This window comes from Bacillus sp. FSL R5-0709 (assembly GCF_038004785.1).
GTDB classification, from domain to species: Bacteria; Bacillota; Bacilli; order Bacillales; family Bacillaceae_G; genus Bacillus_A; species Bacillus_A mycoides.
The window spans coordinates 4,620,403-4,645,452 of record NZ_JBBORT010000001.1 but is presented as its reverse complement, the minus strand read 5'-3'; the positions used below and the strand labels follow the sequence as shown (position 1 = coordinate 4,645,452).

The 25,050-nt window shown below is 38.4% G+C and carries 23 protein-coding genes; 19 read left to right on the top strand and 4 right to left on the bottom strand.

Features of this window, described 5'->3' with window-relative positions:
• Nucleotides 1–64 precede the first annotated feature (64 nt).
• Entirely contained in the window at nt 65–1,495 is a 1,431-nt protein-coding gene (gene glgA / locus MKX37_RS23870; protein ID WP_002129669.1) for a glycogen synthase GlgA, read from the top strand.
• 18 nt (nt 1,496–1,513) lie between these two features.
• On the top strand, nt 1,514–3,922 hold the full coding sequence (glgP, locus tag MKX37_RS23865) for a glycogen phosphorylase (protein WP_002129667.1): 2,409 nt from the start codon (nt 1,514–1,516) through the stop codon (nt 3,920–3,922).
• Between the two features lie 249 nt (nt 3,923–4,171).
• On the opposite strand, the gene MKX37_RS23860 is transcribed toward glgP, so the two are convergent.
• The gene (locus MKX37_RS23860) at nt 4,172–4,894 is read right to left on the bottom strand and encodes a lipase family protein (RefSeq protein ID WP_002089241.1); all 723 of its coding nucleotides are present in this window, start codon (nt 4,892–4,894) and stop codon (nt 4,172–4,174) included.
• A gap of 141 nt (nt 4,895–5,035) precedes the next feature.
• Between MKX37_RS23860 and MKX37_RS23855 the strand changes: the two genes are divergently transcribed.
• Nucleotides 5,036–5,806, top strand: a complete 771-nt coding sequence (locus tag MKX37_RS23855) for a MerR family transcriptional regulator (RefSeq protein ID WP_002167472.1) — start codon at nt 5,036–5,038, stop codon at nt 5,804–5,806.
• Between the two features lie 23 nt (nt 5,807–5,829).
• Here MKX37_RS23855 and MKX37_RS23850 read toward each other — a convergent pair whose 3' ends face one another.
• On the bottom strand, nt 5,830–6,612 hold the full coding sequence (locus tag MKX37_RS23850) for a TIGR00266 family protein (RefSeq protein ID WP_002015806.1): 783 nt from the start codon (nt 6,610–6,612) through the stop codon (nt 5,830–5,832).
• A gap of 321 nt (nt 6,613–6,933) precedes the next feature.
• Here MKX37_RS23850 and cspD point away from each other — a divergent pair, with 321 nt between their 5' ends.
• The gene (cspD, locus tag MKX37_RS23845) at nt 6,934–7,134 is read left to right on the top strand and encodes a cold-shock protein CspD (protein ID WP_001193051.1); all 201 of its coding nucleotides are present in this window, start codon (nt 6,934–6,936) and stop codon (nt 7,132–7,134) included.
• 43 nt (nt 7,135–7,177) lie between these two features.
• On the opposite strand, the gene MKX37_RS23840 is transcribed toward cspD, so the two are convergent.
• Together MKX37_RS23840 and MKX37_RS23835 are read right to left on the bottom strand one after the other, a co-directional pair.
• Nucleotides 7,178–7,909, bottom strand: coding sequence for a yteA family sporulation protein (locus MKX37_RS23840; protein ID WP_002129658.1), 732 nt, complete (start codon nt 7,907–7,909; stop codon nt 7,178–7,180).
• A 124-nt stretch (nt 7,910–8,033) separates the two neighbouring features.
• On the bottom strand, nt 8,034–8,987 hold the full coding sequence (locus tag MKX37_RS23835) for a 1,4-dihydroxy-2-naphthoate polyprenyltransferase (RefSeq protein WP_002129656.1): 954 nt from the start codon (nt 8,985–8,987) through the stop codon (nt 8,034–8,036).
• 193 nt (nt 8,988–9,180) lie between these two features.
• Between MKX37_RS23835 and MKX37_RS23830 the strand changes: the two genes are divergently transcribed.
• The 15 genes from MKX37_RS23830 (at nt 9,181) to MKX37_RS23760 (ending at nt 25,003) form a co-directional block, all read left to right on the top strand.
• Entirely contained in the window at nt 9,181–10,575 is a 1,395-nt protein-coding gene (locus MKX37_RS23830) for an isochorismate synthase (RefSeq protein ID WP_002015812.1), read from the top strand.
• Complete coding sequence (gene menD, locus MKX37_RS23825) at nt 10,572–12,326, top strand: 2-succinyl-5-enolpyruvyl-6-hydroxy-3-cyclohexene-1-carboxylic-acid synthase (RefSeq protein ID WP_078421887.1); 1,755 nt, start codon at nt 10,572–10,574, stop codon at nt 12,324–12,326. The genes MKX37_RS23830 and menD overlap by 4 nt, the downstream gene beginning before the upstream one ends.
• Nucleotides 12,323–13,135 carry a 2-succinyl-6-hydroxy-2,4-cyclohexadiene-1-carboxylate synthase gene (gene menH / locus MKX37_RS23820; RefSeq protein WP_002129651.1) on the top strand — a complete coding sequence of 271 codons (813 nt, stop codon included), beginning with the start codon at nt 12,323–12,325 and terminating at the stop codon, nt 13,133–13,135. Before menD ends, menH begins: the two co-directional genes overlap by 4 nt.
• A gap of 68 nt (nt 13,136–13,203) precedes the next feature.
• Nucleotides 13,204–14,022: a 1,4-dihydroxy-2-naphthoyl-CoA synthase gene (menB, locus tag MKX37_RS23815; RefSeq protein WP_002089233.1), complete on the top strand. Its 819-nt coding sequence runs from the start codon at nt 13,204–13,206 to the stop codon at nt 14,020–14,022.
• A 121-nt stretch (nt 14,023–14,143) separates the two neighbouring features.
• Nucleotides 14,144–14,302: a hypothetical protein gene (locus MKX37_RS23810; protein WP_033713152.1), complete on the top strand. Its 159-nt coding sequence runs from the start codon at nt 14,144–14,146 to the stop codon at nt 14,300–14,302.
• 212 nt (nt 14,303–14,514) lie between these two features.
• On the top strand, nt 14,515–15,960 hold the full coding sequence (locus tag MKX37_RS23805; protein ID WP_078421886.1) for an o-succinylbenzoate--CoA ligase: 1,446 nt from the start codon (nt 14,515–14,517) through the stop codon (nt 15,958–15,960).
• Nucleotides 15,961–17,067: an o-succinylbenzoate synthase gene (gene menC, locus MKX37_RS23800; RefSeq protein ID WP_002129645.1), complete on the top strand. Its 1,107-nt coding sequence runs from the start codon at nt 15,961–15,963 to the stop codon at nt 17,065–17,067. It abuts the gene before it with no gap.
• 246 nt (nt 17,068–17,313) lie between these two features.
• Nucleotides 17,314–18,012, top strand: a complete 699-nt coding sequence (locus MKX37_RS23795; protein WP_002015820.1) for a response regulator transcription factor — start codon at nt 17,314–17,316, stop codon at nt 18,010–18,012.
• Nucleotides 18,005–19,111, top strand: coding sequence for a HAMP domain-containing sensor histidine kinase (locus tag MKX37_RS23790; protein ID WP_002164874.1), 1,107 nt, complete (start codon nt 18,005–18,007; stop codon nt 19,109–19,111). Before MKX37_RS23795 ends, MKX37_RS23790 begins: the two co-directional genes overlap by 8 nt.
• 82 nt (nt 19,112–19,193) lie before the next feature.
• On the top strand, nt 19,194–20,054 hold the full coding sequence (locus tag MKX37_RS23785; RefSeq protein WP_002167478.1) for a D-Ala-D-Ala carboxypeptidase VanY: 861 nt from the start codon (nt 19,194–19,196) through the stop codon (nt 20,052–20,054).
• Between the two features lie 276 nt (nt 20,055–20,330).
• The gene (locus MKX37_RS23780) at nt 20,331–21,431 is read left to right on the top strand and encodes an amidohydrolase/deacetylase family metallohydrolase (RefSeq protein ID WP_078421885.1); all 1,101 of its coding nucleotides are present in this window, start codon (nt 20,331–20,333) and stop codon (nt 21,429–21,431) included.
• On the top strand, nt 21,409–22,512 hold the full coding sequence (locus MKX37_RS23775) for a DgaE family pyridoxal phosphate-dependent ammonia lyase (RefSeq protein WP_033731546.1): 1,104 nt from the start codon (nt 21,409–21,411) through the stop codon (nt 22,510–22,512). The genes MKX37_RS23780 and MKX37_RS23775 overlap by 23 nt, the downstream gene beginning before the upstream one ends.
• A gap of 1 nt (nt 22,513) precedes the next feature.
• Nucleotides 22,514–23,269, top strand: a complete 756-nt coding sequence (gene dagF, locus MKX37_RS23770; protein WP_050000926.1) for a 2-dehydro-3-deoxy-phosphogluconate aldolase — start codon at nt 22,514–22,516, stop codon at nt 23,267–23,269.
• The gene (locus tag MKX37_RS23765) at nt 23,262–24,278 is read left to right on the top strand and encodes a sugar kinase (RefSeq protein ID WP_002129637.1); all 1,017 of its coding nucleotides are present in this window, start codon (nt 23,262–23,264) and stop codon (nt 24,276–24,278) included. Before dagF ends, MKX37_RS23765 begins: the two co-directional genes overlap by 8 nt.
• Entirely contained in the window at nt 24,278–25,003 is a 726-nt protein-coding gene (locus MKX37_RS23760) for a GntR family transcriptional regulator (protein ID WP_002015828.1), read from the top strand. Before MKX37_RS23765 ends, MKX37_RS23760 begins: the two co-directional genes overlap by 1 nt.
• The last annotated feature ends 47 nt before the right edge of the window (nt 25,004–25,050 follow it).

Genomic DNA, 25,050 nt, shown 5'->3' with positions numbered 1-25,050 from the left:
AAGGGAGGAAGCTGTAAGAAGAGCGGTTTATGATGTATACGCTTTTCGTGCAGTGGAACAACAGGTGAATATTTTATTTGCAGTATCAGAATGTGTACCGTTTATTAAATCCGGAGGTCTAGCTGATGTAGCAGGAGCGCTTCCAAAAGAATTAAAAAAATTAGGAGTGAATGTTCGCATTATACTTCCAAACTACAGTCTTATCCCGAAAGAGTTAAGAGAAGGATGTACGCTTCATAAAGTAATTAGCGTTCCCCTTGGATGGAGAAATCAATATTGCGGGATTTTAAAAGGTGAGCAGGACGGGATTACGTATTACTTAATAGACAATGAATATTATTTTAAGAGAGATTCTCTATATGGCCATTATGATGATGGGGAGCGTTTTTCTTATTTTTCAAAAGCAGTTTTAGAGTGTATTCCGCATCTTGATTTCGAAGTAGATGTTCTTCATAGCCATGATTGGCATACAGCTATGGTTAATTTCTTACTTCGTGAAAAGTATCAAGATAACCCGTTATATGAGCATATTAAAACGGTATATACGATTCATAACTTGCAGTTCCAAGGTGTATTTCCTCCTGAAGTGATGTACGACTTACTGGAGCTTGGTCATGAATATTTTCATAGTGAACAGCTTGAGTTTTATGGAAACGTGAACTTTATGAAAGGCGGTATTATCGCATCTGACCAAATTACAGCGGTTAGCCCGACATATAAAGAAGAGATTCAATATGAGTTTTTCGGTGAGAAGTTAGATGGATTGCTACGAAAATATAATGATAAGCTTAGTGGCATTGTAAATGGAATTGATACGAGCGTATATAATCCAGAAACAGATCCATATATTATGGCTCAGTATAGTGCAGAATCGCTAGATGAAAAGAATGAAAATAAACGCGCATTGCAGCGTTATTTTGGTTTACCAGAAAAAGAAGATACACCAGTTATTTCGATGGTAACACGATTAACGAAACAAAAGGGGCTTGATCTAGTACGTACTGTATTCCGTGAAATAATGGAAGAAGATGTACAATGTATTATTTTAGGATCAGGCGATTCTGAATACGAGCAGTTCTTTGAATGGATGGCATACGAGTATCCAGAAAAGGTAAAAGTATATATTGGGTTTAATGAAGCGTTAGCGCACCAAGTGTACGCGGGAAGCGATTTGTTTTTAATGCCATCGCTGTTTGAACCGTGTGGACTTGGACAACTTATTGCGCTAGCATATGGCACGATTCCAATTGTAAGAGAAACAGGCGGATTAAATGATACTGTACATTCTTACGATGAGGACACTGGAATTGGGAATGGCTTTAGCTTTACGAATTTTAATGCGCATGACATGTTACATACGATTCTTCGTGCAATTGAGTTTTATCAAGATAAACCGGTATGGGATAAGCTTGTAAAGCAAGCGATGACTGAAGATTATAGCTGGGGGAAATCTGCTCTTGCATACAAGAAATTGTATAAAAGTCTCATGGAATAACATTGAGGTGGTGAAAAAATGTTTACTCATGTTGAAAGCTTCAAATCCGCTTTTCTAGAAAAATTAGAAACGATGTATGGGAAAAGTTTCAAAGATTCTACAACTCGTGATCAGTATAATACGCTCGGTCATATGGTACGTGAGTATATGAATAGTCAATGGATTGCAACGAATGAAAGGTATCGTTCTGGAGATCAAAAACAAATGTATTATTTATCCATTGAATTTTTACTTGGGCGTTTACTAGGCAGTAATATATTAAATTTAGGCATTCGAGATGTATGTGAAAAAGGACTTTTTGAACTTGGAATTTCTTTGCACGAGTTAGAAGAAATTGAAGCAGATGCTGGCCTTGGTAACGGTGGACTTGGACGTTTAGCAGCCTGTTTTCTCGATTCACTCGCTTCTTTAAACTTACCAGGACATGGCTGTGGTATTCGTTATAAGCATGGTCTGTTTGATCAAAAAATTGTTGATGGCTATCAAGTAGAATTTCCAGAACAGTGGCTTCTTCATGAAAACGTTTGGGAAGTAAGAAGGTATGACCAAGCAGTAGAAGTAAGTTATTTTGGAAACGTTGAACCACTAGAAATTGATGGACGTTTAGAGTTCAGGCATACAAATGCAGAAGTTATTATGGCAGTACCATATGACGTTCCAGTTGTAGGGTATGAAACGAGTACTGTAAATACGCTTCGGCTTTGGAATGCCGAGCCAGTTCCTTTCCCGCAAAATTGTAAAGATATTTTGAAATATAAGCGTGAAACAGAGGCCGTATCGGAGTTTTTATATCCAGATGATACGCATGATGAGGGGAAAATACTTCGTTTAAAACAACAGTATTTCCTCGTATCAGCAAGTTTGCAAAATATCGTTCGTATGCATAGGGAGAGACACGGTAGTCTTCGTCAGTTACATGAAAAAATCGCGATTCATATAAATGATACACATCCGGTTCTAGCAATTCCAGAACTTATGCGTATTTTATTAGACGAAGAAAAATTGACATGGGAAGAAGCTTGGCACATAACAACGCAGACGATTTCCTATACGAATCATACGACGTTATCAGAAGCGCTTGAGAAATGGCCAATTCGCATTTTTAAACCGTTATTACCGAGAATTTATATGATTATTGAAGAAATTAATGAACGTTTCTGTCATGAGCTTTGGGACCGTTATTCGTACGATTGGAAGCGTATTGAGGACATGGCCATTATTGCGCATGACCTTGTGAAAATGGCTCATTTAGCGATTGTTGGTAGCCATAGCGTTAACGGTGTGGCGAAAATTCATACAGAAATTTTAAAGCAGCGTGAAATGCGATTGTTCTATGAATTTTATCCAGATAAGTTTAATAATAAAACGAATGGAATTGCTCATAGGCGCTGGCTAATGAAGGCGAATCCACAGCTGACGAATCTTATTTCGGAAGCGATTGGAGAAGAATGGAAGAAAGAGCCAATTAAGCTGCAAGCACTGCAAAACTTCATACATGATACTAGTTTTCAAGAAAAGCTTGCAGGGGTAAAACAAGAGCGTAAGATTATTTTAGCGGAGAGCATTCATAATAAAATGGGGATCACTATTGATCCAAATTCTATTTTTGATGTGCAAGTGAAAAGGCTACATGCTTATAAACGACAGTTATTAAATGTTCTTCATATTTTGTACTTGTATAACCGTTTAAAAGAGGATACTAGTTTTTCATTTTACCCGCGTACTTTTATTTTTGGAGCGAAAGCATCACCTGGCTATTATTATGCGAAGAAAATTATTAAATTAATAAATGAGCTTGCAAGAAAAGTGAATACCGATCCGTACGTAAGTCAATTTATGAAAGTTATCTTTCTAGAAAACTACCGAGTTTCTTTAGCGGAAGATATATTCCCGGCGGCAGATGTAAGTGAACAAATTTCAACTGCAAGTAAAGAAGCATCGGGAACAGGTAACATGAAATTCATGATGAATGGTGCAATTACACTCGGAACGTTAGATGGAGCTAATATTGAAATAAAAGACCGGGTCGGTGATGATGCCTGCTTCATTTTCGGCTTAACAGCGGATGAGGTTCTTCATTACTACCAAAACGGTGGATATCGTGCAAGTGACTATTATCACCACAATATGCACATTAAAAAAGTAGTAGATCAGTTAACGAATGGTTTCTTTGCACAGTCGGGAGCTGAATTTGAAGCGATTTATGATTCTCTCGTTATTCAAAATGATGAATACTTCGTTCTTCGAGATTTTAGCCCATATGCTGAAAGACAAGAAGCTGTCGGAAGGGCCTACGAAAATAGGGAGAAATGGCTGGAAATGTCGATTTTGAACATTGCACAATCGGGGCATTTTGCGAGTGATCGAACAATTTTGCAGTACAGTAATGAAATTTGGGGTATTGGTAATACTGTTAAACTTTTTTAGATGAAGGCCCCTTTTGAAGGGGCTTTTATTTATTTTGCTTAAGAAAGGTAAGGCATGAACGTATATATTATACCTGTTCCGCCATATTCGCCTGTCGCAAAGTATGAAAATGTAAAGAAACCTGTAAACGAAAAAATTATTATAAGAAAAAGTGCAAAGAAAAATTTTAGCATGTAAGGTCCCCTCATCCGAAAGTAATTTCATAGATTATTATAGTATACAAATATTAAATTTCCAATTGTTTACTGGTTAAAAATGAGAGGTCAGACATGTTTTGTATGTTGTAATGGAATGGTTATTCGTAATGGATTTTGTATTTTTCGTAAATGTCATGTTGTGATGGACGTGTGCATATTCCCAGTCTTTATCATTAAAATGGACATTTCTTGGAGGGAGAAGAGGAACGACATCGAATAAATTGACAAAACGAAAGCTACTAGCTACTTGCAGTTTATAATAATTTCGAAAGGCGATATCTCCAACTTTTGGAGAGGCAAAGGTATAAAGACCGTACTGTGCGAAGGCAGTATTTATACGTGCATCTAGTATGTGTAGTGTAGCGAGTGCACCGCCTAAGCTATGGCCTGTTGCAAGAAGTTTCTTATGGGCTGGTAATGACACGAGCATATCCATAATGGAATCCCGGCAAGATTCATAAATTGAAAGAAAGCCATTATGGACATTTCCACTATTTAAAGCATATGGGTATGGCTTTTGGTTAACGAGTGAATCGATAATCCAATCTGTATCTGTTTGTGTGCCCCTAAAAGCTACAATAATTGTATCCTCAGATTCTAATATGAATCCGAACCATTCTGTCTTTTGAATGGCCTTTCCTTGAAACCCTTGTACATATTGGAACCCATCGGGTATTTCGAAAATGCCATTTTGTTTATATTGTTCATACGTTAGATCGCAGCAAGATGCTAACAATATGGCAGTGTCTTTATCAAAGGATAAAGGAGTACGCATCAAGAAAGCCCTCCTTAAGAAAAGGTATAGTTCAATATATGCAGTGAGGGACTTGATTCATTCTTTTTGAAAAAAGGCTTGAACCTACAGTTACGTGAGGGAGTATGATTTTTGTAAACATATTGTTAGGAGGAGTGTAGGATGAGCAAAAAGGAAGGCTATTCAATTGGTGAGTTTTCAAAGAGAACAGGTATATCAATACGAACACTACAGTATTACGATGAACTTGGCCTGCTTAAACCTGAAAAAAATATAAGTTCAGGACACCGTGTATATAAAGATAGAGATATATTAGCGCTCCAAAAAATAGTGAGTCTTAAAGTATTAGGATATAGTTTAGAAGAAATTCGTGTCATGCTCAATGTGAAAAGTTTGAATATAAGCTTAAAAGAAACATTACAAAATCAAAGAGTAGCCTTTGAAGAAAAGAAAAAACAACTTGAAGTTTCGATAAAGGCGATTGAACGAACAATGGTATACCTTGAGGAAGATGAAGAGGTAGATAGTAACATATTAATGAGCTTAATTAATAGTATCCAAAAAGAAAACGAACAACGTTTATGGCTTGAAGAATATGTATCAAAAGAAGTGGCTGATGGATTATATAATAAGCCGGAAGAAGAGGACATAGCACTTGATAAAGAGTTTATGCGTTTAGCAAAAGAAGTGAAAAGGTTATTTGGAAGACAAATTGAGGATTCAGAAGTGCAAAAATTGGTTGATGAACATATGAAAGCGACTCTTAAGTATGTCGGTGAAGAGACAATGTATTCTCTAGGTAAATTAGAGAATGTAGAAGAACAATATAATAATATGATGCCTTTTCCTTATACGGAAGAAGAAGGGGCGTGGCTTAATGAAGCGATGAAATACTTTATGATCCAAAATGGTTTGTATAGTCCACCTAAATAAAAAGTGCCCTATAAGGGCACTTCTTACTCTTTTCCATCTAATAAACGACCAAGTCCGCCTAAAACGCTACCTTCACCGCTGTTTTGAGCTGCTGGGCTTGTAAGGCGTGCTGCTAAGCGGCTAAGTGTTAAGGACTGAATCCAAACCGTTCCAGGACCTTCTAGCGTTGCGAAGAATAAACCTTCACCGCCAAATAGAGCTGTTTTTACTTTTCCAACGAATTGAACATCGTAGTTAACGTCTTTTGTCATTGCAACGAGACAACCTGTATCAATGCGAAGTTTCTCACCAGGTTTTAATTCACGCTTATATACAGTTCCGCCTGCATGCATGAAAGCTAGACCATCACCTTCAAGTTTCTGCATGATAAAACCTTCACCACCGAAGAAGCCAGTTCCTATTTTTTTAGTAAACTCAATTCCGATAGAAACACCTTTTGCGGCACAAAGAAATGCATCTTTTTGGCAGACTACTTTTCCTTGATATTCTGTTAAATCAACAGGAATAATTTTTCCAGGATAAGGAGCGGCGAATGATACGTGTCGTTTGCCATGACCTGTATTTGTAAATACAGTCATAAACATACTTTCACCTGTAACGAGACGTTTACCTGCGCCCATTAATTTACCGAATAGACCATTAGATGGTCCAGAACCATCACCGAAAATCGTTTCCATTTCGATATGATCTTCCATCATCATCATTGCGCCAGCCTCTGCGACAACGCTTTCTTCTGGATCCAATTCAATTTCAACAAACTGCATATCATCGCCATATAATTTATACTCGATTTCATGTGCTTGCATTTTTTCACCTCATCATATGTAGTAATTATATTGTACAGAAATCAAAGGAATTAGAATACTGTAGTTTTATTAATTTTTGAATAAAAATAGAATAAAAATTTAAGGTTATACTAGAATTATAAAAAACGATGGGACGAAAGTGTTCTCATTTGACGTTTTTGATATAGCATGATATAGTGAAAACACTATTGAGCTACATAATGTGGTACGGAAATAAAGCACGTTGTATTAAAGGCTGTAAGCTTGTTATACATTCATGTCCTTTATATCCACCTTTTCATGTGGATTCATAGTTTCATTTTTATTTAGGAGGTACATGACATGCAAACAGGTAAAGTTAAATGGTTTAACGGCGAAAAAGGTTTTGGCTTCATCGAAGTTGAAGGCGGAGAAGACGTATTCGTACATTTCTCAGCTATTCAAGGCGACGGCTTCAAAACTTTAGAAGAAGGTCAAGAAGTTTCTTTCGAAATCGTTGATGGAAACCGCGGACCACAAGCAGCTAACGTTACAAAAAACTAATTAGCTAGCGAAAAAAAGCATTCCGAATTTCGGAATGCTTTTTTTATGCTTTAGAACCAGACTCATCTGAAGATAATTCACCTTTAAAGGTGCGTTCTTCAAAGTCATCAAGCAATTGTTCATATTCTTCATGTTCTTCTGTTGCGAAAACTTGTGGGTTTTTTCCATACATATCTGTTCCAATAAAGTTTTCGAAATCCTCTACATACCCAACATTTTCTTCACTATTTACGTACATGCCATTATAGTTTTTTGAATCCTGTCTTTCTAAATCGGATGGTGTTTCTGATGTTCCGTAATTTGCGACGTCTTGCCAAGCATCTTCAGCATCGTACTCTACAGAATGATCTTCGTCGTGCTTATGAAACGAAGGATCTAGCACCTCTTCTTCAACTGGGCGCGTCTGCATATCTAATTTATTTGTAGTGTGCTGAATACACGTTGTAGCAGTTGGCATTGCTTCTAATCTTTCAAATGGAATTTCCTCACCAGACACTTCGCAAATTCCGTACGTACCAGCTTCAATTTTTTGCAGAGCATGTTTCGTATCTTCTAACTGTTTATGCCAAAATTCGATGAGTCCGAAATCTTTCTCACGTTCGTACAATTCTGTAGCCATATCACCTGGATGGTTGTCATAGCTAGACAATTCTCCTACTGAATCACGTTCAGATGCACGGTTTTCATCTTCATGAGTTTGTATCGTTTGTTCAACTTCTTGCTGTTGTTTTTCTAGAATAGATTTAAATTGATTTATTTGTTGTGGAGTTAACATAGTCGTCCACCTTCCTACAATTCAGTTTCTTTACATAGTATGAGCGTTGAGAGTAGGAATTATGAGATGAATTTCAGCCGGGAAGTCGGTATATGAAAAAAGGAGCCGCATAAGCAGCTCCTTTCTATAGGAAGTATCCAAGCAATAATCCGATTCCCATTAGGAGACCGAAAATTGTATTTGTTTTTGCTGTTGAAATCATCGCAGGTACCATTTCCATTGGAATGCTTTTGCCGATAAAGCCTTTCGTCGCTTTAAATGCTTTCGGTACACTTAAGAATACGATAAGCATCCATGGTGATACGATGTTAACGATGATTAAAGCGATTGTCCAAATGTAGGCAACGATAAACATAGAAGCAAGTACACCAACGGCTCTTTCGCGTCCAACGAGAATTGCTAACGTTTTACGACCATTTTCTTTATCACCATCTAAATCACGAATATTGTTAGATAGTAAAATTGCACCAATTAAAATGGAGCTTGGAATAGATAATAAAATCACTTCTGATGTTACTGCGCCTGTTTGGATAAAGAATGAAATACCAATAATAATGACACCCATAAATAATCCTGCTGTTAGCTCTCCAAATGGTGTGTACGCAATTGGAATAGGGCCACCAGTGTAAAGGTAAGCAACGGCCATACAAACAAGACCGATTGCAGCAAGCCACCAGCTAGAGTTCATACAAATATAAACACCTAATAGCGTTGCGATGCCTAAAAATCCGAATGCTAAGTTAAGAACGGTTTTTGGTTTAATGCCATCGCGGACGATAGCACCGCCTATTCCAACTGAACCTTCATGATCGAGTCCTCTTTTATAATCAAAGTATTCATTAAACATGTTCGTTGCTGCTTGAATGAGAAGGCAAGCAAGAAGCATCATAAAGAAAAGAGGAAGATGTATTTGATTTATACCTCCGACCTGCATTGCAAAAGCTGTTCCGATGAAAACAGGAACGAAAGCTGCTGTTAATGTATGGGGACGTAATAAACTCCACCAAATTCGCCAGCCTGTTTGTTTACTTGGCTTTGGCGACGTAGGAGAGGAATTCGTTTCGACGTTCATTTCCATGTTGAATCCTCCTTGGTCACATATTGTACACAATTAAGTGTAGAAAAAGCATCATTTAGTGTCAACGTTTATTTTCTAGGAAGAGAAGGTGAATTTCTCAGAAATGCTAAACGTTGACAGGCCTTTCCTTTGAGGTGTATCTTAAAATCAAGCGTAATTATGACTATTTTTCGCCCATAGGGGGGAGACAATTGTGATTCAAACGAAACGAAAAGGCTTACAAGAAGTTCTTGTTACAGCTATTAAGCGTGCGACTGATGAAAAAACATTAGTTAGTTTTGTAAAACAAATAGATTGGGTGGATCCACTTCTGTTTTATGCAGCAGGAAAAAGGATCGCATTCGAAAATAGATGTTATTTTGCAGACCCAGCTCAGCATGTAATATTTGCTGGAATTGGCTCTGTTTTCACTATAGCAAATTCTTCTCACAAACGCTTTCAAACTGCTCGTGACGAGTGGGATAAAGTAAAAGAGAAAGCATTCGTACAAAGAGAAGGATACGAATTTGGAACAGGTCCTCTTTTATTTGGTGGATTTTCATTTGACCAAGAAAAAGAAAAAACGAATCTTTGGAAAGAATTTGATGATACCACATTTTCACTACCAGCATTTTTATTAACTGTAAAAAATGAAAAGGCGTGGTTAACGATTAATCAGTTCGTTTCAGCTGAAGATTGTGCAGAAACTCTTTATAACGAAATTATTTCTGTAGAAGAGAGAATTTTACAAGAGAGTAAATGTGCACTAGTAGGATCAAAATTAACAGTTACTTCTAAAGTAGAAGTTGATCCGAGTGGCTGGATGAACGCGATTGGAAAAGTGCAAGATGAAATGAAGCAAGGGAACGTGCAGAAGGTTGTATTAGCAAGGGAGCTAAAATTAACGATGGATCAGCATATTGATTCCGTTCTTGTTTTAGAAGCGCTTCGCATTGGGCAACCGGATTGTTACGTATTTTCTTTTGATTATAAAGGAGCATGCTTCTTAGGGGCGACACCTGAGCGATTGATTCGAAAAGAAGGCGAGAAGTTCACATCGATGTGCCTTGCTGGTTCAATTGGTCATGGCAATTCTATAGAAGAAAGTAAACAAAATGGTGAGACGCTTCTTCATGATGAAAAGAATTTGGCTGAACACGGTTATGTAGTTAACATGATTCGAGGTGTGCTAAGTGAGCATTGCGAATCTGTTAATATTCCGGAGAGCCCAGGCTTATTAACGACGAAAAATTTAATCCATTTATATACGCCAGTAGAAGCAAAAGGTGATGCAAGTCTTTTAACGATGGTAGAAGAATTACATCCAACACCAGCTCTTGGTGGTACACCTCGTCATGAGGCGTTGAAATTAATTCGTGATGTAGAGCTTTTAGATAGAGGATTATATGGTGCACCAATTGGCTTTATAGATGATGAAGGAAATGGTGAATTTGCGGTTGCACTTCGCTGCGGATTATTAAATGGCGAGAAGGCATCCTTATTTGCCGGCTGTGGTATCGTAATTGATTCAGTAGCGCAGCTTGAATATGAAGAAACAAGTTTGAAGTTTAGACCGATGCTTGGTGCTTTGGAGGAATTAATGAAATGAACAATCATATAGAAGCATTATCATATTATTTAGGCGCGTTCGTGGACGAACTGACGCGTCTAAATGTATGTGATGTTGTCATTAGTCCTGGCTCACGGTCAACGCCGATTGCCTTACTAATGGAACAACATGAAGGAATGAAAACATATTTACATGTAGACGAAAGATCAGCAGGATTTTTTGCGCTCGGTATTGCGAAAGCAAAAAAACGTCCTGTTGCGCTATTATGTACGTCAGGGACGGCAGCAGCGAACTATTATCCAGCTGTATGTGAAGCGTTTCATTCACGAGTGCCGCTTATCGTATTAACAGCGGATAGACCGCATGAATTAAGAGATGTGGGTGCACCACAGGCGATGAATCAATTTAATTTATACGGTACTTTTGTGAAGCAATTTACAGAGATGGCACTTCCTGAAGCGAGTGAAGCAATGTATCATTACGCTCGAATGACAACGCAGCGTACGATAGCAAGTGCACTTCTAGCCCCGCAAGGACCTGTTCATCTTAATTTTCCAGTTCGCGAGCCGCTTATACCGGATTTCTCATTAGAAAGTTTATGGGATAAAGGGCGTGGTGAATATACAGGAGTAGTTCAGCAAGGGAACGTGACGATGCCGAGTGAATATGTAGATTCTCTTGTAGGGCGCCTTTCACATATGGAAAAGGGGCTTATTATTTGTGGAGACGGCAGTCATCCAGAAATAACAGAAGTTGTTATGAAAGTAGCTGAGAAAACAGGGTATCCAATTTTAGCAGATCCACTTTCTAACCTCCGTAGTGGTAATCATGATAAAACGATGGTTATAGATTGTTACGATACATTTTTACGAAATGAATTGTTAAAAGAAACGTGGAAGCCGAATGTTTTAATTCGTTTCGGAGGAATGCCTGTCTCTAAAGCATTAACGCAGTTCATCAAAAAACAAACGAAAGCTGTTCATATCGTTGTCGATGAATCTGGACAATGGAGAGATCCAGCTCTAGTTGCGACAGAAGTTGTACAAGCTAGTGACAGTGAATTTTGCAGAGCATTACTAGAGAAAATACCAGTTATGAAAAAGAATGATTGGTTCGGAATGTGGAAACAAATAAACGAGAAAACGAGAGAAACGCTTCGTGAGATGGAAACATATGAAACGGCATTTGAAGGAAAAGTAATTACGGACATTGTAAGTGTATTACCAGAAGGGGCAACGTTATTTGCGAGTAATAGTATGCCAATTCGCGATACCGATTCATTTTTCTTCACATCGGATAAAAACATTCAAGTAATGGCGAACCGCGGTGTAAATGGTATTGATGGAATCATTTCAACAGCTTTAGGAGCGAGTATTATTTGTGATCCGCTCGTATTAGTAATCGGTGATTTATCATTTTATCACGATTTAAACGGACTATTAGCCGCGAAACTACATGAGTTAAATATAACGATTGTTGTTGTAAATAATGATGGTGGAGGTATTTTCTCATTCTTACCACAATACGAGAAAAAGGAACATTTCGAATCATTATTTGGAACACCAATTGGGCTTGATTATGAACATGTTGTCAAAATGTATGGTGGTTCATTTAGCCGTGTAAATGGTTGGGAAAACTTCCGAGAAGAAGTACAAACTGGAACGAAAACGAATGGATTACACGTCGTGGAAATTTGTACGAATCGCGAAGAAAACTTGAAATTACATCGTGAACTATGGGCAAAAACAATGGACGTTATTACTACATCTTTGCAAGGTGAATCAAAATGAAAGTAACATTGCAAGGTGTATCGTATGAATATGAAGTAGCCGGAAGCGGGGAACCACTTCTACTTCTTCATGGTTTTACGGGAAGCATGGAAACGTGGGGTTCCTTTATTCCTTCTTGGAGCGAGCAGTTTCAAGTCATTCTAGTAGACATTGTTGGACACGGGAAAACGGAAAGTCCTGAAGATGTGATGCATTATGATATTCAAAATGTGGCACTGCAAATGAAAGAACTACTGGATCATCTTCATATTGAAAATGCGCACATACTTGGCTATTCAATGGGTGGTAGACTTGCGATTACGATGGCATGCTTATATCCAGAATATGTGCGTTCGCTTCTTTTAGAAAACTGTACAGCTGGACTTGAGAGTGCAAAGGAGCGAAAAGAACGCAAGGAAAAAGATGAACGACTTGCCGATAAAATTGAGCAAGAAGGCATCCGAAGTTTTGTATCGATGTGGGAAAATATTCCGCTATTTGAAACGCAAAAACGTTTAGTGCAAAACGTAAAAGAAGCGGTGCGAAAAGAACGACTTGCTAATAATCCAAAAGGACTTGCAAATAGTCTTCGCGGCATGGGAACAGGGGCTCAACCTTCATGGTGGAACGAATTGCAAAACCTAAAAATGCCTGTCCTTTTACTGAATGGAGAAAGCGATGAAAAGTTCTTTCGCCTATTAAAAAACATCGAAAAATGCATCCCTCATGCGAAATTTGTCAAAATTGATGGGGCTGGCCATGCAATTCATGTGGAACAACCGGAAAAGTTTGATACAATAGTAAAGGGATTTCTAAAAACTATGCAGTGATACTTTTTTCAGCAAGAAGGAAGTTGCACTTATAGCGGAGATCAGAAATATAAAAGGAGGTAATAGTAATGACTATTGAATGGGTAAAAGAAGGCAATTACGAAGATATTATTTATTCAACATACAATGGCATCGCAAAGATTTCGATTAACCGCCCTGAAGTACATAATGCATTCCGTCCTAAAACGGTAATGGAGTTAATCAATGCTTTTGCACACGCTCGTGATGATGCAAATGTTGGCGTTATCATTTTAACAGGTGAAGGTGGACGTGCATTCTGTTCTGGCGGCGACCAAAAAGTTCGCGGTCATGGTGGCTATGTAGGTGACGACCAAATCCCACGCTTAAACGTATTAGACTTACAACGTCTAATTCGCGCAATCCCTAAACCGGTTATCGCAATGGTAGCAGGTTATGCAATCGGTGGTGGACACGTACTTCATATCGTATGTGACTTAACAATCGCTGCAGACAACGCTGTATTCGGACAAACAGGTCCTAAAGTAGGAAGCTTTGACGGTGGATACGGAGCTGGTTATTTAGCTCGTATGGTAGGCCATAAGAAAGCTCGTGAAATTTGGTACCTATGCCGTCAATATAGTGCACAAGAAGCACTTGATATGGGCTTAGTAAACACAGTAGTACCATTAGAAGAACTTGAAGCAGAAACAGTACAATGGTCACAAGAAATTTTAGCAAACAGCCCAATGGCACTTCGTTTCCTAAAAGCTGCATTCAACGCAGACACAGACGGTTTAGCTGGTATTCAACAACTAGCTGGAGACGCAACGTTATTGTACTACACAACTGACGAAGCAAAAGAAGGCCGCGACGCGTTCAAAGAAAAACGCACTCCGGACTTCGGTCAATTCCCTCGTTTCCCGTGATCAAACCAAAAGCGGAAGCGGCTCGCTTAGAATGTGAGGGGGATGGAGCTTCTGACAGAGAGGCGCTTTTTGCCTCGTAGGAAGAAGTGAAGCCACCGAACATTCTAGCCGCTGTAGCTGGATGAAACCAAAAGCGGAAGCAGCTCGTTCAGAACAAGAGGGAGTTGGAACTCCTGAAAAAGAGGCGCTTTTTGCCTCACAGGAAGGCGTGAAACGACCGACTGTTCTAGCTGCTGTAGCTGGATGTTTTAAAAGCGGAGCCGACTGTTTAGCCCCGTAGGCTAAGGTTCTTTCGCACAGAAAGTGTTTTTTACTTTCTCGTGCGGAAGGTTCTTAGACGGAAGGGGCTAGGAGGCGCAGCTGGATGTGATGAAAAGCGGAAGCAGCTCGCACACAATGTGAGACGCAACCAAAAGATCACACCGGAAACAAAACAACTAAGAGACTTGATGTCATATCAGGTCTCTTTCTTTCATGAAAGGAGAATGAGTGATGGAGACGATGCCGAATTGGTTAATGCAACGTGCATTTTTAACACCTGATCGCACTGCAATTGAAATTGAAGAGGAGAAGGTTACTTTCGTGCAGCTGCATGAAAAAGTAGTATCTGTTTGTGAACACCTCACGCATGTAGGAGTGAAGCGGGCGCAAAAGGTGGCTGTTCTGATGAAAAATGGTATGGAGATGATTACAGTTATTCACGCCCTATCTTACATAGGTGCAGTAGCTGTGCTTTTAAATACGCGTCTTTCAAGAGAAGAGCTACTTTGGCAAATGGATGATGCGGAAGTTGTTTGTTTAGTGACGGATCAAGAGTTTGAGACGGAAAATGTTCCAGTATGTTCATTTGCTGAAGTGATGCAAGGACCGAAGGCGGAAGCATTTATACAAGAAGAATTCTCTTTAGAAGAAGCGATGACAATTATTTATACGTCAGGGACGACAGGGAAACCGAAAGGCGTTGTTTTAACGTACGGTAACCACTGGGCAAGTGCAGTCGGTTCTTCGCTTAATTTAGGGCTTCGTGATGATGATTGTTGGTTAGCTTGTATGCCAATGTTCCACGTTGGCGGGTTATCTCTTTTAATGAAAAATATTATGTACGGTATGCGCATTTTACTCGTTCCAAAATATGATGCTAATTTTATTCATAAAGCACTTCAAACGAGAGGCGTTACGATTATTTCTGTCGTTTCTAAAATGCTAACAGATTTATTAGAACGACTTGGCGAAGGTACATATCCATCTTCTTTACGATGCATGTTACTTGGGGGAGGACCAGCACCGAAGCCGTTATTAGAAACATGTGTGGAAAAAGGAATTCCTGTGTATCAAACGTACGGTATGACAGAAACATCATCGCAAATTTGTACGTTAACAGCAGATTACATGTTAACGAAAGTAGGATCAGCCGGAAAACCACTATTTCAGTGTCAGCTTCGTATTGAAAAAGACGGCGTAGTTGTGCCGCCCCGTGCTGAAGGAGAAATTGTAGTAAAAGGACCGAACGTAACAGGTGGCTACTTTAACCGTGAAGATGCGACGCATGAGGCGATCAGAAATGGATGGCTTCATACTGGTGACCTCGGTTATTTAGATGAGGAAGGATTTTTATACGTATTAGATCGACGCAGTGATTTAATTATTTCTGGCGGAGAAAATATATATCCAGCTCAAATTGAAGAAGTATTGCTCTCTCATCCGGCGGTAGTAGAAGCGGGTGTTGTCGGTATGGCTGACGAAAGTTGGGGACAAGTACCAGCTGCTTTTGTTGTAAAAAGTGGAGAGGTAACAGAAGAAGAAATTCTTCGTTTTTGCGAAGAGAAATTAGCGAAATATAAAGTGCCGAAGAAAGCATGTTTCTTAGAGGAATTACCACGAAATGCTTCGAAGAAATTGTTAAGACGAGAGTTAAGACAATTAGTGGAGGAGATGTAGGTGGAAATAAAAAAAGCGACACTTTATATAACGGAAATGCCGCTCATTATCCCGTTTGCGGCAAGTTACGGGACTTATGAAAAGCGTGAAAGTATCGTCATTGAATTAGAAGATACAGATGGATACATTGGTTTTGGTGAAGTCGTTGCATTTTCTGAACCGTGGTATACGGAAGAAACGGTGAAGACAGCGCTGCATGTACTTCAGGATTTTTTATTACCAGATTTATTGAAAGCTGAAATTTCTCATCCGAATGAAGTACCGTCTTTGTTCCAACATATAAAGAGAAACCGAATGGCAAAGGCCGGAATTGAAGGTGCTGTTTGGGATTTATATGCGAATCGTCAAAAGCAGTCGTTAGCGATATTGCTTGGCGGAAATAGGTCTGAAATTGAAGTCGGCGTTGTGATTGGGATCAATACGATTCCAGTTATGCTAAAACAAATCGAGAAGTACGCGGAAGAAGGATACGAGCGCTTTAAAGTGAAAATAAAGCCAGAACATGATTACGAATTGCTGAAAGAAATTCGTAAAGAGTTTCCGAATATCCCGTTAATGGCTGATGCAAATTCAGCTTATACATTAGCGGATACGGAGAAGTTGAAACGACTAGATGAATTCCAACTTATGATGATTGAACAACCGTTAGCGGATTACGATTTTCTTGATCATGCACAGTTGCAAAAGAAAATTGAAACACCGATTTGTTTAGATGAAAGCATCCATAGTTTAGAAGACGCACGTGTTGCGATTACGCTTGGCAGTTGCCGCGTCGTTAATATTAAACCAGGGCGAGTGGGCGGATTAACAGAGTCCGTTCAAATCCATAATTATTGTATGGAGCATAACATACCAGTTTGGTGCGGTGGTATGGTAGAAATGGGGATTTCACGAGCTCAAAATGTTGCACTTGCCTCTTTGCCAAACTTTACGATTCCTGGAGATATATCTGCTTCTAGTAGACATTGGGAGAGGGATATTATTTCACCGGAAGTGATGCTTGAAGGCGGAAAAGTAAGGGTACCGCAAAGTATTGAACGTGAGTATGAAGTAGATCGAGGCAGGTTGGAAGAAATAACAAAGCAGCGGATTATTTTTGAGCGATGAATGGGAGCTTTTATTAGTACTGACTACCTGCAAATAGCGGGATGATTTTGTCGTTAATTGTCGGTAAGTCGATATATTTAAAAAATCGCTGATATAATTTAAATTACAGTTGATATATTTTGAAAATCGCCGATATAATTTCATTTATCAAGGTTACTCTTACGGGTAGCCTTTTCTTATTGTACAAATTGGATAGACTAGTTTAAAATCGAGCGTATGAAAACAGAATAAAGTAGGGGGACTAAAATGAAGCGCATTTCAATTTTAATAGCTGATGATGAAGCGGAAATTGCTGATTTAATTGAGATACATTTAGAAAAAGAGGGTTACCACGTCGTTAAAGCAGCTGATGGAGAAGAAGCCATGCATATTATTCAAACGCAGCCAATTGACTTAGTGGTTTTAGATATTATGATGCCGAAAATGGATGGATATGAAGTGACGAGGCAGATTCGCGGCAAGCACCACATGCCAATCATTTTCTTAAGTGCGAAAACATCTGATTTTGATAAAGTGACAGGTCTTGTATTAGGCGCAGATGATTATATGACGAAACCTTTTACACCGATTGAATTAGTTGCACGTGTAAATGCACAACTGCGTAGATTTCTTACGTTAAATCAGCCGAAAGTAGCGGAGAATAAATCTGCTTTAGAAATAGGCGGAGTCGCTATTGATCCTGAGCGAAGAACAGTAAATGTGTACGGAGAGCCAATTGAATTAACACCAAAAGAATTTGATATTTTATATGTATTAGCAAGTCATCCGAAGAAAGTGTACAGTGTGGAAAATATTTTTCAGCAAGTATGGGCTGAAGGGTATTACGAAAGTGGAAATACAGTTATGGTACATATCCGTACTTTGCGAAAAAAGCTTGGGGAAGATAAAAGAAAGGATAAGTTAATAAAAACAGTGTGGGGGGTAGGTTATACTTTCAATGGCTAAAACGATGAGAAGCTTTCGCTCGAAGATGATTATGCTATTTGCGTTAAGTATGATATTAGCTGGTGGCGTAACGTATTTGATTTATGAGGGGCTACGTCTCTATTATAAATTAGCAGTTCGTTATGAGGATCCTTTAGCCCAATTTCGTTCAATGGTAAGACAAATTGGGGACATTAATTTCTTTTTAATTGTATTTATTCCTCTGTCCATTATGTTTTTCTTCTTTCTTACTAGACCGTATTTAAAATATTTTGATGAGATTTCGAACGGGATTCATCATCTTGCGAACGGAGATTTTTCAAATCAAGTTCGTGTTTCATCAAATGATGAGTTTGGATATATCGCACGCGAAATTAATGTAGCGAGTGAAAAATTAAAAGAAGCGGTTGAACGAGGAGACTTTGCGGAAAGTAGTAAAGATCAGCTAATTGTCAACTTAGCTCATGATTTAAGAACGCCGCTAACATCTGTTTTAGGGTATTTAGATTTAATTCTTAAAGATGAGAATTTGACGAAGGAACAAATTAAACATTTTTCCACAATTGCTTTTACGAAATCCGAAAGGCTTGAAATCTTAATTGATGAATTATTTGAAATAACGAGAATGAATTATGGCATGTTGCAAATTGAAAAAAGACCAATTGATATAAGTGAATTACTTATACAGTTAGATGAAGAATTATATCCGTTATTAGAAAAAAAAGGTTTAGAAGCGAGATTGAATATGGATTCGCATTTACCTATTAACGGTGACGGGAAATTGTTAGCTCGAGTATTTGAAAATCTTTTAACGAATGCGATTCGCTATGGATACGATGGAAAGTTTGTTGATGTGAACGGATATATTGATCATGAAGAGGTAGTTGTACAAATTATTAATTACGGAGATAGCATTCCAGAAGAGGATTTACCATATTTATTTGATATGTTTTATACAGGTGATAAGGCCAGGTCAGAGCAACAGGGCGGAACAGGCCTTGGGCTATTTATCGCAAAAAATATTATCGAACAGCATGATGGGACAATCTCTGCTGAAAGTAACGTAATTAGAACGATATTTGAAGTGAGATTACCAAAAGAAGAGAGCAAAGCAATTTAATAAAAATTTAAACTTTACCCCACTTTTTATTTTAATAGTTTTTTCTATTCTATACGTAAGTTACGTTAAGGAGGAACTAGAAATGAAAAAGTGGGTATTTATTTCTCTTTTTATAGTATGTACAGCATGTGTAGGCTTTTATATATTACCAGTATTTCAAAAGGAGATCGATGTTAAAATTGCAGAAAAAGATAACAAAGTAAAAGCCGCGAACACTGAAAAGATAGAGGTTACAGAGGAACAAATTTATAAAGGTGATCTATTATTAGTTAATAAAGATTACCCGGTTAAAAAAGATAGTGTTAGGTCCGATATTATAAATGTAAATCACAATAGTGAATTAGTAAGAGGCTATGTAATATTTGATAGAAATCTTCGCTTATCAAAGGGTGTTGTAAAAAAGTTTTTGAACGTTGTCGATGCAGCTGGGAAAGATGGAGTACAGCATTTCTTAATGAGTAGCGGTTACCGAGATTTTCAAGAACAAAGTAAATTATATAAAGAAATGGGATCTGATTATGCACTTCCAGCAGGATATAGTGAACATAATTTAGGTTTATCACTCGACGTTGGGTCTACTCAAAAGAAAATGGAGAAAGCTCCTGAAGGAAAATGGATTGAAGAGAACGTATGGAAGCACGGATTTGTTTTACGTTATCCGAAAAATAAAAGTAACATTACGGGCATTCAATATGAGCCGTGGCACATACGTTATGTCGGCTTACCACATAGCGCAATTATGCAAAAAAAGAAGATTACGTTAGAGGAATATTTGGACTTTTTAAAAGAGGAAAAAGAAGTTTCAACTGAGGTTGAAGGTAAGAAATATACGGTTTCTTATTATAAAGTTTCAGATCGTATGAACGTGAATGTTCCAGTAAATAAGCAATATGAAATTTCGGGGAACAATATGGACGGGGTTATTGTGACGGTTCAAGAATAGAGAAAAAGGCTGGTCCGTTTTGGGGCAGTCTTTTGGCATATAAGAAATAGATTGCCGTTTTTTGTCGGTAAATCGATATTCCTTGTCGAATCATTGATATAATTTCCTGTACTATCAACATTTTGTGGATTGTTTTTTTATTTACCATTAAACATTATAACGTTATATTTACTTTTCTTTTTTTTCGTGATACTCTAAATATGTGAAAGAGATATAAAATGAAATTTTAATGTAAGCGTATTCTTATGGCTTCTTATAGAAAAGGGTGGAAATACAATGACAGAACGATTCGTGCTACGTAATGTGAAGCGTGTGAACGGGGAAGAGATTGACATTGTAGTTGAAAATAATAAAATCGCACAGGTGACGAAAGCTGGTGCTGGCGAGGGTGGAAAGGTTCTTGATTACTCAGGTACTTACGTATCGAGTGGATGGATTGATTTGCACGTTCATGCTTTTCCAGAGTTTGATCCGTATGGCGATGAGGTAGATGAAATTGGCGTTAAGCAAGGGGTAACGACAATTGTTGATGCGGGAAGCTGCGGGGCTGATCGTATCGCAGATTTAGTACAAAGTAGAGAACAGGCAAAAACGAATTTATTTGCCTTTTTAAATATTTCTCGCATCGGTTTGAAACGAATTGATGAATTATCCAATATGGAATGGATAGATAAAGAGAAAGTAATAGATGCAGTAGAAAAGTATAAAGATGTAATCGTTGGATTAAAAGCGAGAATGAGTAAAAGTGTCGTTTGTGATAGCGGAATTGAACCGCTGCACGTAGCGAGTTCTTTATCTCGTGAAACATCATTACCGATTATGGTACATATCGGTTCAGCTCCTCCGCGTATTGAGGAAGTTGTACCTCTTTTAGAAAAAGATGATGTCATTACACATTACTTAAACGGGAAAGAAAATAATTTATTTGATGAAGAAGGCAAACCGCTACCTGTGTTGTTAGATGCAGTGAAACGCGGTGTTCATTTAGATGTTGGGCATGGTAATGCTAGTTTTTCTTTTAAAGTAGCAGAGGCAGCGAAGCGTTACGGTATTGCCTTTAATACAATTAGTACAGATATTTACCGGAAGAATCGTATACACGGTCCAGTTTACAGTATGGCCAACGTTCTTTCGAAATTCCTTTACTTAGGGTATCCGCTAGAAGAAGTAATTGATGCAGTTACGAAAAATGCGGCAGAGTGGCTGAAAAAACCAGAGCTTGGCCGTATTCAAGTAGGGGATATTGCAAACTTAACTTTATTTACGGTGAAAGATGAATCGATTACGTTAATTGATTCAGAAGGGGATCAGCGCGTTGCTGAAAGAAGAATTGATACGAAAGGGGTTGTAATCAATGGGTTATTCATTGAATGCTAAGTACGGATTAAAAAGAGTTATTAATGCGAGCGGTAGAATGAGTATTTTAGGTGTATCCGCTCCGACAAATACAGTGATGGATGCGATGAAGCATGGTGGACAAAATTATGTGGAAATTGCCGATTTAGTAGATAAAGCAGGAGACCATATTGCAAGAATTTTAGATTCAGAGGCAGCGGTCGTTGTGAACTCAGCATCGAGTGGAATTGCGCTTTCTATCGCTGGTATCGTTACAGAAGGAAATCGCCGTAAAAGTGAAAGACTTCATCAAGAAGTAATCGCGAAAAACGAAGTGATTATGTTAAAAGGTCATAACGTTCAATACGGTGCTCCTGTTGAAACGATGATTTATTTAGGCGGCGGTAAGCTCGTTGAAGTAGGTTACGCAAATGAAGGGAAAGCGGAGCATATTGAAGATGCAATTGGCGAAAATACAGCAGCTATTCTTTATGTGAAATCGCATCATGCAGTGCAAAAAAATATGATTTCTGTTGAAGAAGCGTGGGAAGTAGCGCAGCGAAATAATGTACCACTTATCGTTGATGCGGCAGCTGAAGAAGACATTCAAAAATACGTGAAGTATTCAGACCTAGCCATTTATAGCGGTTCAAAGGCGATTGAAGGACCTACTTCTGGTATTGTCGGCGGTAAACGAAAATATATTGAATGGCTAAAAGTGCAATTACATTGCAGCGGTAGAAGTATGAAAGTTGGGAAAGAAACAACTTTCGGTTTACTTCAAGCGCTTGATGAGTACGGAGTAAAAGAAGATAAGAGTGAACAAGAAAAAGAGTTGTTACAAGTACTTATGCCGCTGAAAGAGTTAAACGGTGTAAATGTAACAATCGTTCAAGATGAAGCTGGAAGAGCAATTTTTAGAGCGCGTATTCATATTAACGAGAACGAATTAAATAAAACTGCAAAAGATGTTGTGACCGCGTTACGCGAAGGGGAAATCGCAATTTACACACGTGATTACGGAGTAAGACAAGGATTCTTTGATATCGATCCACGTCCACTTCAAGGTGATGACATACATGTAATTGAAGAAAAAATGAGAGAAATTGTAGGGGGAAACTAAAATGACAAACATTCAAAAACGTTTTTATAAAGGCCGCGTAGCATTAAATGTATTAGCGAACAATATCCGAAATGCGAAAGATATTTTTGAAGCCGCAGAAGGTTATGTAGTAGTCGGAGTGTTATCAAAAGATTATCCAACAGTAGAAGAAGCAGTTACAGCGATGAAAGCATACGGAAAAGAAATTGATGACGCTGTATCAATCGGACTAGGAGCAGGAGATAATCGCCAAGCGGCAGTTGTAGCTGAAATTGCGAAGCATTATCCTGGTAGTCATATTAACCAAGTGTTCCCTTCAGTAGGAGCGACGCGCGCAAATCTTGGCGGCAAAGATAGCTGGATTAATAGTTTAGTATCACCAACAGGAAAAGTAGGTTACGTAAATATTTCTACTGGCCCAGTTAGTGCGGCTGGGGAAGAAAAAGCAATCGTTCCAATTAAAACAGCAATCGCACTTGTACGTGATATGGGCGGGAATTCATTGAAATACTTCCCAATGAAAGGTTTAGCGCATGAAGAAGAATATCGCGCTGTTGCGAAAGCATGTGCGGAAGAAGGATTTGCATTAGAGCCAACAGGCGGAATTGATAAAGAAAACTTTGAAACAATTGTACGTATTGCATTAGAAGCAAACGTAGAGCAAGTTATCCCGCACGTGTACTCTTCTATTATTGATAAAGAAACTGGCAATACGAAAACAGAAGATGTTCGTGAATTACTAGCGGTCGTGAAGAAGTTAGTTGATCAATATGCGTAAGAAAATTGCAGCATTCGGTGAAGTTATGATGCGCCTGCAAGTGCCAGGGTATGAATTGCTATCGCAAGCAAACACCTTAAATTACTCATTTTCTGGTACAGGTGTGAACGTTGCAGCAGCACTTTCTCATCTAGGGCATGAAGGTTTTCTTATTTCAACTTTACCGGAAAACTCTGTTGGGGATGCTGCGGTATCACATATTCAAAAGTTAGGCATTCAGGCACCGTTTGTTTCAAGAGGCGGTAAATATGTTGGTATGTACTTTTTAGAAAATGGATTTGGAGCACGCGCAAGCCGCGTTACATATTCGAACCGATTAGAAAGTAGTTTCAATACGGCATGTGAAGAGATGTACCAATTTGAAGAAATCGCAAAAGAAATTGATATCGTTCATTTTTGCGGGATTACCCTTGCGATGAATGATACTGTGCGCCATCATATGAAATCTTTGGCGAAGGCAGTTAAAGAAAATGGAGGCACTGTCGTTTTCGATTGCAACTATCGTCCATCGCTTTGGGGAGAAGATGGGTATGAACAGGCGAAGCCTCATTATGAAGAAATGCTAGGCCTTGCCGATATTGTAATGATGAATGAAAAAGATGCGATGTTTGTTCTCGGAATGAAAACGGAAGAGACGGAGCGAGAAGCACAGCTTGTTGATCTTATTCCAAAAGTCGCTGAAATATATAATATCGCTACAATTGCTGGGACACATCGTTCTATTAATAGCGATAATACACACTCACTTCGCGGATTCATATGTAAAGATGGGACGTTCACTTTTGCCAAAACACTTACGTTTTCTGTATATGATAGAATAGGTGCTGGAGATGCTTATACGAGCGGAATTATTCATGGCGAGATAGAAGAGTTTGCACCAGAGAAAGCTGTTTCATTTGCGTCAGCAGCTGGAATGCTTGCACATACAATCGTCGGTGATACGCCAATGTCATCAGAGAAAGATATACTTCGGGCAATGACGGCATCAGTAGGTGATGTAGAAAGGTAGTGGGTGTAACGGTGAACGTAACGAGAAAAAGAGGTCCATTATATTTACAAATTAAAAATATTATTCGTGATCGAATATTACATGGTGTTTATGCCATTCATACAAATATTCCTTCTGAACCACAATTAGAAGAAGAGTTCAAAGTGAGTAAAATTACAGTGCGAAACGCAATTAAAGAACTCGTTCAAGAAGGATATTTAGAAAAGAAAAGTGGTAAAGGAACGAAAGTCATTCGAAATACTTCTGCGACAAAGCTTTCAAAGGGAAAGAAATTTACAGAAGTGTTAGTGGAAGAAGGCTATAAAGTACAAAAGAAATTGCTAAAGGCAGAAGTGGTTCATAATGAAGAAGGAACAGTACCATTTCGTTTATTTGGTAAAGAGAGTTTTCGTATTGAGCGCCTATATGCTTTAAATGATACTCCGTACATTCATTATACGCACTATTTCTCAGCACAAATGGCAAGTACAGACTTAGCGGACTTTGACTTACAATCGCTTTATGATCTAGTCGAGGACCGTGGTATACATTTAGAAAACTTCAGAGATGAATTCGCTGTTGGATTTGCGCCTAATTTCGTTGCAGAAGCGTTAGGAGAAAAAGAGGGAACAGCGTTATTAAAACGTATGCGCTATTCTTACGATGAAGTTGGAGAAGTAATTGAATATAGTGAAGGCTACTACAATACGGAAATGCAGCATTACGTTGTAAATTATGATGTGTAAAAAGTGAAGAGGGACCAATTCCCTCTTTTTTTGTAAAAAAATTTCAT